General features: G+C 38.1%; 10 protein-coding genes. All 10 read right to left on the minus strand.

Annotated features, from left to right (window positions below; translation table 11 throughout):
- Positions 1 to 383, minus strand: a 383-nt coding sequence (locus ACYVAA_RS17335; protein WP_460544103.1) for an Arm DNA-binding domain-containing protein, incomplete at its 3' end; no start/stop codon positions are given.
- On the minus strand, positions 349 to 741 hold the full coding sequence (locus tag ACYVAA_RS17340; RefSeq protein ID WP_460544105.1) for a helix-turn-helix domain-containing protein: 393 nt from the start codon (positions 739 to 741) through the stop codon (positions 349 to 351). The genes ACYVAA_RS17340 and ACYVAA_RS17335, both read right to left, overlap by 35 nt.
- Before the next feature lie 767 nt (positions 742 to 1,508).
- Complete coding sequence (locus tag ACYVAA_RS17345) at positions 1,509 to 2,408, minus strand: helix-turn-helix transcriptional regulator (protein ID WP_460544107.1); 900 nt, start codon at positions 2,406 to 2,408, stop codon at positions 1,509 to 1,511.
- Between the two features lie 115 nt (positions 2,409 to 2,523).
- On the minus strand, positions 2,524 to 5,097 hold the full coding sequence (locus tag ACYVAA_RS17350; RefSeq protein ID WP_460544109.1) for a polynucleotide kinase-phosphatase: 2,574 nt from the start codon (positions 5,095 to 5,097) through the stop codon (positions 2,524 to 2,526).
- Positions 5,087 to 6,487, minus strand: coding sequence for a 3' terminal RNA ribose 2'-O-methyltransferase Hen1 (locus ACYVAA_RS17355; protein WP_460544111.1), 1,401 nt, complete (start codon positions 6,485 to 6,487; stop codon positions 5,087 to 5,089). The genes ACYVAA_RS17350 and ACYVAA_RS17355 overlap by 11 nt, the downstream gene beginning before the upstream one ends.
- Positions 6,459 to 6,806, minus strand: a complete 348-nt coding sequence (locus ACYVAA_RS17360; protein WP_460544113.1) for a TM2 domain-containing protein — start codon at positions 6,804 to 6,806, stop codon at positions 6,459 to 6,461. The genes ACYVAA_RS17355 and ACYVAA_RS17360 overlap by 29 nt, the downstream gene beginning before the upstream one ends.
- A 137-nt stretch (positions 6,807 to 6,943) precedes the next feature.
- Positions 6,944 to 7,591, minus strand: a complete 648-nt coding sequence (locus ACYVAA_RS17365; protein ID WP_460544115.1) for a hypothetical protein — start codon at positions 7,589 to 7,591, stop codon at positions 6,944 to 6,946.
- A 342-nt stretch (positions 7,592 to 7,933) separates the two neighbouring features.
- A complete protein-coding gene (locus tag ACYVAA_RS17370; protein WP_460544117.1) occupies positions 7,934 to 9,082 on the minus strand; it encodes a P-loop NTPase family protein in 1,149 nt (382 codons plus the stop codon).
- Between the two features lie 363 nt (positions 9,083 to 9,445).
- Positions 9,446 to 10,099, minus strand: a complete 654-nt coding sequence (locus ACYVAA_RS17375; protein ID WP_460544119.1) for a DUF4391 domain-containing protein — start codon at positions 10,097 to 10,099, stop codon at positions 9,446 to 9,448.
- On the minus strand, positions 10,099 to 12,620 hold a 2,522-nt coding region (locus ACYVAA_RS17380), incomplete at its 5' end, for a helicase-related protein (RefSeq protein WP_460544121.1). The genes ACYVAA_RS17380 and ACYVAA_RS17375, both read right to left, overlap by 1 nt.

Below are 12,620 nucleotides of genomic sequence, written 5' to 3' on the forward strand. Positions count from 1 at the left end.
GTACATTGACCGTTGGTAAATTTCTTGAAGTACTTAAGGGAAGTAAGCCAAATCGAATGCGTACTGTCGCTTGACCATTTATTTCGAACGATTTGTTCATAAAATTCTATGAAATCAATTTCTTGTATGCCAAAATCCAAAAAATCAAACCTTTGGGCTTGAACATCCAATTGACGGGAGGCCCTAATTGCTTCAGCTTGGAGTTTTGTTTCTTTATTATGGTTGCGTTCAAATATATTCTTTGGTTTTTCGACTAAATATAATTTTAAAAACTCCCTACGCGTCTTTTTATTGGTTCGTGGATGAACAATAGGTGGGTAGAAATCCAAATAAAGACTTATTCTCCCATTACTGATTTTCCGTTTCCTTAAATGTACTTTCATGGTTGTTTATGTTAAATAATGAGTCTAAGTTTTTTCGATGTATAATGGTCCTCCGGCCTAATTTAGTTGCTCTTAAAGTACCCTCTTTGATAATTCGGTATAGTGACATTCTGCTGATACCCAATAATTCACAGGTTTGACTTATGGTCAGAAAACTTTTTTCCTCGAGCTTTTTGACTTCCAGTTTGACCTGTTGTACCGTCTCTTCATTGGATGCGGCAATGCTTTCTTCCTTTTTCCTTTTTTTATAAGCTTTTTTGGCGCAACTGTCGCCACAATATTTGGTAACTGTGGTTTTTGCAGTGAATTCTATACCACAGTACTGACAAACCCTCCTGATCCTGATATTTGAGCTCATAGTTAAATTCGAGAATTTCAGTTATTTCATGTATCATACTGTATCAACTGGTATCAGAATGTATCAGTATGTATCAGTATGTATCATAATCTCCCCCAAATTGTACCGCTATATACAGTGACGGTAGAAAGTACAAATAGAGGGGGAAATGGTGTACAAAAGTATCAAAAAATCAGAAACAATAACAAATAAAAAAGGATGTAAATATTTAATTTACATCCTTTTTGTTTCGCTTAATTATATATTTTCAGATTTATTTTCCGTTATTATTTGCCGATGCAGGAAATGTTAAATAGTTGATTATAAGTCTTTTATGTTAACCAAAGATGTACTATAGTTGTACGATACCGCTTAATTTATTGTCAATAATCTCGCCTCTAATTTCTCCAGTAATTTCGCCCTTTAAATACTGGCCAATTTTTGTCAGACCATCTACTACTTGGCATGTCAAAAATAGTGAGTTCAATCATCACTAACTAGAGTGCTATTTGAAGGTAATATGATCGGAAAAATTCTGTTGAGAAGCTGCATATGCTCGTATCGACTGTTCTCCCCATTTATTACTGCAATAAGGGTATCAACTTGCTCGGTGACTTGCTCGGTAGTCTTCCCAGAGACCGGAAATTTCTTTCTGGTGAAGTTTCTCCCAAAAAAGATTTCATATGTTTTTGATAAACCGATTTTATTCAAAAGTTCATTAAGAAAGTAGTAACAACCATGTATTTCTGAAATGGCGTATTTCCCCATGTTTATGTAAGTTATATTTTTTATTCGTACAGTCCCAGTGCATTCTTGAGCTTCGCTTTTAAATCATTTATTAAACTATTCGGTTTAATAACCTTCAGGTTTTCTCCATAAGACAGTAACTCCATGATAAAATCATAAGTAATAAATAAAGTCAGTCTGATGCGCAATTCTTCTTCATTATCCACCAGGACTTGCTGTGACTCGTGCAAGGGCAGTGATTTGATATATTTACCCTGGTAGGGTTCAAAAGATATTATGATTTCTTCAGGCTTTTGGTCATTTGGACTCATTATTCCAAAGCAATATTTATAATGATCATTTATATTGAATTCCGCAGGTATATTGAACTTCCTTTTTGTCAGGTTTAACTCCGTTAATCGGTCAAGGGCGAAGCTTTTTATATGATTATCTTTAAGGTCATTTGCCAATAGATACCACCTGTTCTTAAACTCCTTAAGGGCGAAGGGTTCCACATTTCGACTGGTCAATTCATCCTCCCAAAATTTTTGATAGGTGAACTGAATTTCCTTCTGGTTTTTTATCGCATGTAGTAGTCCATAGAGATTTTCGGTTCCCTGAGGCCTTCTTTTTTCAAAATGAATAAAATTTGACAATCTATCCGTCAAATTCAAGGCATTGAATGTATCAAACGCTTCTAAAACTCTCTGATTTCCATCAGGCTGTCCATCATAGACGATACAATATCCCTTTCTGCTATGGTCAAATTGAATATCGATATTGTACAGGGAACGAATATCCTCTAAGTCTCTTTCAAAAGTACGTTTGGAAATATTGAAGTTGTACCCCTGTAACTCAGATTCCAAAGCCAAACGATCAGCAATCTCCAAAAAGCTAGCTGACTTATTCCGTAGTTTATTAATAATCAAATACTGTCTTGCTATAGATTCTCTTTTTGACATACTTACTTGGGTTTGTTAAAACCGCTTTTAATTTTGTTGATAAATACTATTCCTCTTCCGACCTAACCAATTCAAAGGCCTGTTTTTCTTTATTACCAATCTTGTCGTGGATTACCTATAACCTTGGGTCAACGTCCTCACTTTCCAAAGCCAATACTCCAAATACACTTTCATGTATTCGTCTCAATGGTTCATTTTTTACAAATCGTTCAAGTCCTTCAATACCGAGAGCAAATTCTCTTAGTGCCAAAGAACGTTTTCTTGAAAGTCCTCTGTTTTTAAGTCTTTCTATATTCTCCGTCATATCGTATTCCGGTCCGTAAATGATGCGGAGATATTCACTGCCTCTGCATTTTACAGCCGGTTGCAAAAGCCCTTCTTTTCCATAAGTTAAGAACTCATAAGGTTTAACTACCATTCCTTCGCCACCTTTTGCTGTCAGGCCAAGCCACCAGTCAACCACAGCTTTAATGCTCTGGTCGTCTTTGGTGTTAACTATCTTATAGGATGTTACACGGAATAGCTCTTCATCTGCATTGCAGATTTCCTTGATATTCTCCATGTGCCATTCATGGTTTTTGTCAGCGTGAACTGCTCCTTCGGTTGCGAGAATGTGAAACGGAGCTAACTTGTAATCATCAACTGACTTAACCTCCCAACAGTAATTCCGGTACGCTTGAATATACTTGGAGATTGCACCCTTCTTGTAGCTGAATTTCTCCAAAGGCTGTTTGGCTCCGTCAATTCCCCTATCAATTGCTTTTTGCAATGCTTGTTCAACTTCTGAAAGTGAGTTTTTGGCTGCTGTGCCGACAGATGCATATTGGTCTTTAAGTAAGGATTGCGCTTTGGCAGACCAAGGCATCAATTCGGTATCAAGGCAAACCCAATCGGTATTGTGCTTTTCCCAGAAACCCGAGTTCATCAAAGCATTGTTCACCTTATCCAAAAACTCCTTTTCGATTGCGCTGTCATTGAAGAAGTTCCTGCCTGTTCGCGTGTAGCATACTCCGACACCTTCATTGATTACACCAAAGCGCTTTTGGGCGACTTCTTCATCTTTGCAAATCACAAGAACGGCTCGTGAACCCATGTGCTTTTCTTCACAAATGATTTTGTCAACGCCTCTTTTCCTGTAGTAGTAGATAGCTTGGTCAGGATGCTCTAAGAAGTCTGGCAGTTCACTTGTGCCACATGGAGACATGGTAGGAGGTAGGTAAATCAACCACTTTGGATTGATGGCAAAGCGGCTCATTACCTCCAATGCTGCAATGGAGTTTTCTTCCCGAATCGTGAGATTGTTTCGGAGACGGGTTTGAACAATTCGTTTTCCAATAACATCATCAATGTTCAATAAGTCGTCATACTCCTGTTGATGTGTTAGCTGTCCGTTTGTCTTTTCTTGAAATGGTTTTACTGGTTCGCAATACACTTTTTTTGCTGGAACTGAAACCAATTCTTCTTCTGGATAACGCAGGGCAGTCAATTTGCCTCCAAACACACAGCCTGTATCAATGTCAATGGTCTTATTGAACCATTCCGCTTCCGGTACAGGAGTATGACCATAAACGACTTTTGCTTTTCCTCTGTATTCGGAAGCCCAATTGTAGCGAACAGGCAAACCGAATTCATCAATTTCACCAGTGGTTTCTCCGTATAAGCAGAACGCCCTGACCGCTCCTGAACCTCTGCCTAGCATTTCTTCTTTTAGTCCGGCATGAGCAACAACGAGTTTGCAATCATCAAAAACGTAATGACTAATGAGGCTGTAAAGAAACTCTTTGACCTCATGGATAAATTCAGGCGGTTCTTTATCAAGCTGTTCCAAGGTTTCCGCCAATCCATGCTTAATAGCCACATTCTTGCCGTTGAGCTTCTTTTGCAGCTTCAAGTCATGATTGCCAGGAACACACCAGGCCATTCCCCTACGAACCATGCTCATAACCAATTTCAGGACTGCCGCAGAATCTGGGCCTCTGTCCACCAAATCACCAAGAAAAATGACTTGTCGATTTTCAGGATGTGTTACCTCAATTCCAAAGTTCTTTCCGTCATCCGATACTTTATTAATGCTGTATCCAAGCTTTTCAAGAAGCTCAACGGTTTCATCATAGCAGCCGTGAATGTCTCCGATAATATCAAATGGCCCTGTGATGTCTTTTTTGTCGTTATACAGTTTTTCACGAATGATGCCGGTAACGCTGTCAACTTCTTCAGGAGATTTGAGAATATAGATTTGGCGGAAACCTTCTCGTTTCAATCCCTTGATGGAACGTTTCAATTGCTGTTTCTGCTGGCGGATTACATGATTGCCGAAATCACGGTCAGGTCGTTCTTCATTTCTGTCTTCGCAAACTCGTTGTGGCATATCAAGCACAATGGCAACAGGCAGGGTGTGGTATTCTCTTGCAAGTTGAATAAGCCCCTTTCTTGCTTCCTGCTGAACATTCGTTGAATCAACAACGGTCAGGTAACCGTTTTTCAGACGTTTGCCAATGATGTAATGCAATAGGTCAAAAGCATCATTGGTTGCTGCAAGGTTGTTTTCATCATTTGATACAATTCCTCTACACTCATCAGATGAGACAACCTCATGCTTGCCGAAATGCTTTCTGGCAAATGTGCTTTTACCTGAACCGGAAGCACCAATCAGAAGCACTAATGAAAGTTCAGGTACTTTAATTTCCATTTGTAAATATTCCCATTTGTGAAGGAGCGCCTACCTTTTCTTCTTCCTGTCCAACCGGCAGAAACTCCACTTTGTAATTATTTTTCTCTGCCACTCTTTTCGCCCAACCTTCAAATTCCTTTCTTGTCCATTCAAAACGGTGGTCAGTATGGCGCATAGTCCCGGCTTCCATGTTCTCGAATAGTTCGTTATATTCTGCATTGGGCGTTGTCAGTATCACCGTTTTAGGTTTAGCACACTCGAAAACAACACGCTCAAATGATTGTAAACGGTTTTCATCCAAGTGCTCAATAACTTCCACAATGGCAGCAGCGTCAAACCCTTCGAGCCGTTTGTCCTTGTATGTCAATGCACCTTGAAACAGATCAATTCTGTCTTTTTGTTTCGGTGCCATTTCTTCCCAATGCAGGCGGTCTTTGGCTTTGGTCAGTTCATTGTATGAAACGTCCATTCCGGCAATCTTGGAGAATTGCTTTTCCTTAATCAGCATTCTCAGTAATTTTCCTTCACCACAACCAAGGTCAAGAACGGTCTCGGCTTCTGATTTTTTAAGCTGTTTCAAAACGAGTGAAAGTCGTTGTTGGTGAAGCGTTTCCTTTTTCTTGATTTCTTCCTTTGTCAATTCGGTTTCTTCATCCAATTCCAACTCCTCACCATCATTCAGCCGTTCAAGAGCTTGTCTGGTAAGCGAGTTGAGATTAATGAGATACCGTCTTGTAATTTGTTCCCTTTCAGGGTGTGTTTCCAACCATCCCTTTCCTTTTTCAAAGAGCTTTTCAATCTCATTTTGGCTCACGAAATAGTGCTTGTCATTGTCAAGAGCCGGAATGAGGACGTACAAATGTGAAAGCATTTCTTTGGTCGTAATTGTGTTGAACAATTCCACCGTGAAGTATTTGCTCTCTCCCCAGTCCTTGAACTTATCATCAAGAATGTGTCGTTGAAGTTTTACCTGATAGCCTAATGGCTCAAAGAGTTTTCTGATTAGGATTTCTCCGCCCCTTGGGGCAGGTAATACAGCTATTTTTACTTCAAAAGGCAATTTGGTGTCAACCAGTTCTGGTCTGTCCTTGCATTTGCCATTCATGGCAGTCGAAAAGACTTTGGAAAGTGCAACGCTCATAAACGATGAAGCAACATACGGTCGGTCATTTACATACTGTCCGAGCGTAAATCCCTTGCCTGAAAGATTTCTTGTACCTCTCACCATGTCAATCGGGTCAATGTCAAGGAGTAGTGCAACAGTCGTCTTGTCTTCTGAAATGTCAGGATAGAATACATGCGCCTTGCCTATTGACAAGTCCACCGATTGGAATTTTTCCGGGTGTTTGTGGAGCAGGAACCCAAGGTCTGTAGCTGGTTTATGTGTCGTTGTTATTGTCAGTAACATTTGTTTGATATTTTGCTTGGGCAATGGTCAAATTTCTCTGAAATTCAAGGTCTCTTTCACTTTTCTCAATCTCGGTTATTTTAGCAGAGATTGCCGCATTATACCTGTTGACTTTGCCGGGTATTAGAAATAAGTCCACAATACACCAAATCCACGTTACCGATAACGGAAAAAAGAAGAATCCGGCAATAATTGCTATCCAATAAAGGAGTTGTATTCCCCACATTCCAAGGTAGGCATAGTGACATCCGAAAAATAACCATAGTAAATAAGTTACCCCTGTGGATTTGAATTTTGACATTAAATAATGTTTCATCATTGCTTATAGATTTGGCCTCTTGGTTCAAGTCGAAGATGATTGGAATTTTGCTATTCTGTCTAAAGGAAAGAGCTGATGCCCCTTCCTGTAACCAATCGGAAGTGTGTTAATAACCTGAACTGCTTGGAGATAAATGACTACTCTACGTTTCTAAAGCGATTGTATGCCTCTATAATATCTTTAAAATAATCTTCTTCATTTATTCTGGCCCCTGGATGATAAGCGTCTATATAGATAACATTACTCTTTTTCACAGCATGACAGGTTCCAAATACTTCAAAATCAGGCAAGCCTAAATCATTTTGGAAAAACCTATAAGTATTCCCAAAGATGATTACATCAGGACTATAGGCATTTATTTGATCGATTAATAAATCCTTTGACTCATTGTAATACTCTAGTAATTCATTATCATTCGCCTTAGATATACCCCCAACCTTCTTAATATTAATATACGCGATTTTCTTAAGCACATCAATTATGGAAGGGTCTTCATTAGTATATGGTATATCATCCCACTCAGTACCATTTATTATCCCGTTCGTCACATAAACAATTTTTCTAAAAGTCTTTTCCCATCCATTTTTTATGCCTTTTTCGGTTTTAAGATTATCTATGGCACCCCTCAAATCCCACTCACCAACTTCGCCTGTACTGTTGGCTTCCTTTAAAACCCATAAAATCTTCGTCTCAGCATTTTTATATGCTTCTTCATTTACAATACCGTCAAAAATTGGACTCTTTCCGCGTTTTTCGGCAATCTCAGTTGTTCTTTCCTCAAACATGTTCTTTTAAAATTAGGTTAAGTTTATAAAATTTAAAGCGTAAAATTTCAACTAGAGCTTTCAAAATAAGGCTAAAACGCCGGCATATGCCCGCCTTCATTAGGTCCATTTGGATGCCTCGAACAATTTGATGTGGTCATAGCACTGATTGAATTAAATGATTTTCCGCAATCCTTGCAAGTGTACCTTGATTTCTTACTGCCTTCGTACAGCTTGTGTTTTCTTTATTCGCACCCAGCGGGTGTCTCGAACAGTTTGATGTTGTAAGACTGGATACGCTTGAAAATTTTCGTCCGCAATGCACGAAATAAAAATTAGCCATGGTTTTATAGTTTTTGTTATTTAATCGTTTTTAGCAAACTTGTTTCCATTGGTCGCCTTAAACCCAATGGATTTATTGTTTTGTTCTTGACGATAATCCTTTTCTTCTTGATTATAAATGGAGGCCAATGTCATCGGGGAGTTTATTTCCGTTTGAAAGCCTAACTTCCCCGAGAGCCGCTTGGCTTTTTCCATTTCCAACTCCTTGAACTCATATTTGGCAATTAGTCTTCCCTTTCGCATTAAAGCTTTATCGACTTTTGACAGGTCTGTATTAAAAGTGCAGATAATTTGAATATTCAAAAGGTCAGACAGCAATCCATCTGAAATATTAAGCAAGGAAGATACCGGGGAGTAACCTTCTTCCTCCCTGTCAATCACGATGTTCTCCGCATCCTCGATGACAAAAACGGAATCGGGGTTTTCTGTCAAAAGCGGAATCAGTTCTGGATCGGTAATCGTACTTATCCTGCTAAGAGGAAGAATAATCACCCTTTTCTTTATCAATGAAACCAAATACCGTATATAATTCGTCTTTCCAGTCCCTGGCTTCCCATGTAAAATCACCAAGCCTTTGTCGTTAGATTTTTGAAGTCTTTGAAGGATGGTTTTGTGCGTATCTTCGAAGTCATCATTATAATTGTCTTCAATACTAAGCTTGGGTTTGGTTATTTGAAAAGACATATATTCAAACCCAGGCCCAGATGAATTGATAAGCAAGGTGATAAATGGCTTTCTTTGAATTCTATTTTTGAACTTTTTTACTTCTTTTATTATTGATTCCACTTTTTCAGCAGGGGTTCCGGAAAAGAGAAACTTAGTCTTTGAATTATTGATGTCAAAACACACTACTAAATCCTCAAACAGGAAATAGAAGACTTTATCAAGTTCGGCTTTTTTACTTCCGCTGAAGTAGCGCTTATTAAAATGTTTTTTTTTGACTTCAGCTTGATACTGATTTTCAAACCATTCATTTGCCCGTTTACAGTTAATCTCTATTTCGGTGATGAGGTTGGGTATCAAATTAAAATAGGCTGCAAACAAAGAAAGTTCATTAAGGTATTCTCCTGAGGGAGAAAATACCTGCCCTAAATTAATTTTAGTCGAGGCATTTTCTACTTCAGGGTTTGGATTAGCTTCTACGGCGATCTTGGCGGTTCCTTTTATCATATCATTTTGGTTATATACTTATAGCAAAAATAAATAGAGGATACGCCAAATTATGTCGTTCTAAAATAATTTTCATTAATCCTCGTTTGCAAGGGGGACTAGGAAATTCCTGCGTTTATCAATGCCACAATTTACCCTATGGAGACATTGCAAATGCTCTATTTTAAAAATCTGCATTGCAAATTCGAATTAGGTTATTAAATTCATAACAATCCAATAATCTTATCACTACAAATTTTCAAAGGGGCTGGACATAACTCTTGGATGCATAAGTTCTTTTATTTACAGTAATACCTTAATATTCATTTATCGATATGAGGCTAATCTTGTCTTCATCAATGAATTTCTTTTTCAATGAAAATTTTAATCATAGGATAACTGCTCCCATTTCGCTTCTACCTCTTTTAACTTCATATTCAACTCAACTTTTTGATTAAACTGCTTACACTTTGCTATGGCAGATTTCAGACTGGCAATTTCTTTGTTTAGCTTATCTACATTTTTATTCATATCAATCAGCTCACTGATGGATTTTTGGGTTGCCTTAAAATTTCCGGATAATTGATTGCAAAAATCCTGATATACAGCGTCAATGCTTTTCTTAAGGTTTAGGCTGAATTGATTTTCATTCGCGGTAAACCAATCTGATTTAAAAGTCCAGTCAATAACCGAGTTATCCTCATTTGTTGGATGGGGATGTTTTTTGGAAGTAGACAAGAAAACATTCCCCCTATGCGAAACCACAAAGATAATGTGATAGGGTATGGACTTATCGATAATGTCCAAAAGTGATTTTGGATCCCCGCCTTCTTTGAGTTCTACCTTGAAAACTTGTATTTCCGATATTTCCTGACCTTTTAGGTTACTAGTTTCCTCTGACAATTTATTGGTCCAGGTGATGCGCAAAATCAAGCTTGAAAACAATGCCTTTTGTTTGGTATTGGTGTACTTATCAAAAGCATTTTTAGGGACAACCCTATTTATTACGGTCTGGCGAGGTAAGTTGAATAAATCCATTATCTCACAATTAAAAATGACACTAACTTAAAGTCTTCTATTCCTTTGAATTTCTCCTTTAAAGTAGTGGTTCCCCCTGATTTAAAAAGGCTCATGACTTCCTTTTCCTCTTCGGCATTCAGAATACTTCCAATGCTTTTTTTAAGCAAATCGGAATAAAAATCCATTTGATGGTATTCATCCGTTTCCTCATTTAAGACTTTGCAAAGATCTTCAAGAGGTTCACTTTTCCCCTTGCAGAGCATTCTAACTGCATCGAGAATCTTTTTTGATTCTATATGGCTAAGGTTTAATTCTCCTGATTCCTTGATATAAACCAGGTAATAGGGATGCAGTCGGTTAAGTTTATTGATATTTACACTTGAGTTGACATTTTTCAACACATAAATTACACCTTTTGATAAAATATCGGTGGCCCGGACCACTGCGTGCAATCCCTCAGGAATATTGGTTAGTTCTCCATAGCTATTGATATAATTGGATAAATCCACTCTGAAATCATTTAACCCTAGGTCAGTAATGCTTACACCTTCCCTTAGATCTTCCAGGTCAATCACTTCATCTTGCATTCTTTGGAGTTGGATCTTGCGATATTCCAGGTCTTTTTCATCTGTGTTAAGGATATTGTCATCACCTGTACTGGCCATATTACTGATCTGCATCCTGCTTTCTACCCGCTGTTTTAGGTTTATATAGGCATCCAGGGTGATATCCGGCCAAAAGTTGACAAGGGTAATGCTATCATTCTTTGATCCAATTCTATCTATTCTACCAAAACGCTGAATGATCCTCACTGGATTCCAATGGATATCATAATTGATTAAATAATCACAGTCTTGTAGGTTTTGCCCTTCGGAAATACAATCTGTCGCAATTAATAAGTCAATTGATTCAGGAATGTCAGCATACAATTGTACCTTACTTTTTGAAATAGGAGAAAAACAACTCAATAAATGGTTGAGTTCTGCAGGTATTTTCTTTTCATTGCTGATTTTCTTGGAGCCTGTAATGAGCGCTGTATTAATATTATACTTGCTTTTTAAATAGCCCTGAATATTTTCAAAGAGGTAATTGGCTGTGTCGGCAAAGGCCGTGAAAATAATTGCTTTTTGGTTTCCTGGATTAAATGGCTGTTTGATCTTCTTATCAAGCAGCTCAATAAGCTGCTGAAGTTTAAAATCATCTTTTCCCTGGATATCTACTATTTTACTCCATATGCGATGAAGTAAAACCAAATCCTCATTTAGGTCCTCCTTCCACTTACGGGTATCCATATCAGAAATATGAACTTTTATTTTCTTTCCAATCATTCCCTCTTCATCTCCCCAGTCTGACTCCCAGTCAAAATTTTCATCATTAATTTTGGCTTGAATTCCCTGGTATTCACCATTTGAATCCTTCTCAATGGATTTTACTGCACGCTCTATTTGGGTAATAATACCCTCCAAAGTCAACCTAAAGGAGTCCACAGAGCTTTCCAGTCGCTTTAATAGGTTGATGCGCATCAAAATCCTTAAGCTGTTATCCCTATCGATTTGGGACAATTTACCACCGCCTGACCTTACATCCTTCTCAAATACATCTCTATATAGCTGTAGTTTACTGGGAAGGATATAATTCAATGGGGTATATACTGACAGGTTCAGTAAAGTCAGCTCTTCTGCGATTTCTGCATAGGTGACCTGTCCATCTTCGGTAAGTGGGCATTGCATAGGAACTGGCTTATTCCTTTTAGGGAATTTACCTATTGCGGTGGTGTCATAGTAGGTAGTAATATGCTTTCTGGATCGGGCGATGGTCAACGAGTCCAGGATTTCGAAAAAATCAAAATCAAGCATGTCAAGCAGCTTTTCTGTGGTACGTTCTGAATTATCAAATCTACTCCAAATATTAAATGCTTGCTGTGCCCTTCGGAAAATTTGCTCTATTCCACTACTAGTATCTAACTTACTATCGATTTTAAAAGCTTCTCCCTCATAAGCTAATGCCAATTGGTTTTTAAGGTCATTGAATCGATTATTAACAGGAGTTGCGGAAAGCATCAAAACTTTTGTCTCTATACCTTCTTTGACAATCTTCCTTAGCAGTTTCTGATACCTGTTTTCTCGATCAGAATAAGCATTATTATTCCTGAAATTATGGGATTCATCAATCACTACAAGCCCATAATTTCCCCAGTTAACATTTTCCAACCGTCTGCCATTACTCTCACCTTTGTCACGAGAAAGATCCGTATGAAATAATACATCGTATCGGAATCGATCAGATTGCAGGATATTGTTCTTATCATTGTTACGGTAAGTGTTCCAGTTGGCTTCCAGTTTTTTGGGACAAAGCACCAATACGTCCTTATTTCGCATCTCGTAGTACTTGATTACGCCAAGTGCTGAAAATGTTTTCCCTAAGCCAACACTGTCAGCAAGGATGCAACCATTGTACTTTTCAAGTTTATTAATGGCGCCAATTACCGCATCCCTCTGGAAATTATAAAGTTTACTCCATACCAAAGTGTTTTTAAAAC

Source organism: Echinicola sediminis (genome assembly GCF_054777495.1).

Bases quoted from the DNA above. Each gene is read 5' to 3' on its own strand.
- ACYVAA_RS17355 (WP_460544111.1), bottom strand. From the start codon at position 6,487: ATGTTACTGACAATAACAACGACACATAAACCAGCTACAGACCTTGGG.
- ACYVAA_RS17350 (WP_460544109.1), bottom strand. From the start codon at position 5,097: ATGGAAATTAAAGTACCTGAACTTTCATTAGTGCTTCTGATTGGTGCT.
- ACYVAA_RS17360 (WP_460544113.1), bottom strand. From the start codon at position 6,806: ATGATGAAACATTATTTAATGTCAAAATTCAAATCCACAGGGGTAACT.
- ACYVAA_RS17365 (WP_460544115.1), bottom strand. From the start codon at position 7,591: ATGTTTGAGGAAAGAACAACTGAGATTGCCGAAAAACGCGGAAAGAGT.
- ACYVAA_RS17370 (WP_460544117.1), bottom strand. From the start codon at position 9,082: ATGATAAAAGGAACCGCCAAGATCGCCGTAGAAGCTAATCCAAACCCT.
- ACYVAA_RS17340 (WP_460544105.1), bottom strand. From the start codon at position 741: ATGAGCTCAAATATCAGGATCAGGAGGGTTTGTCAGTACTGTGGTATA.
- ACYVAA_RS17345 (WP_460544107.1), bottom strand. From the start codon at position 2,408: ATGTCAAAAAGAGAATCTATAGCAAGACAGTATTTGATTATTAATAAA.
- ACYVAA_RS17375 (WP_460544119.1), bottom strand. From the start codon at position 10,099: ATGGATTTATTCAACTTACCTCGCCAGACCGTAATAAATAGGGTTGTC.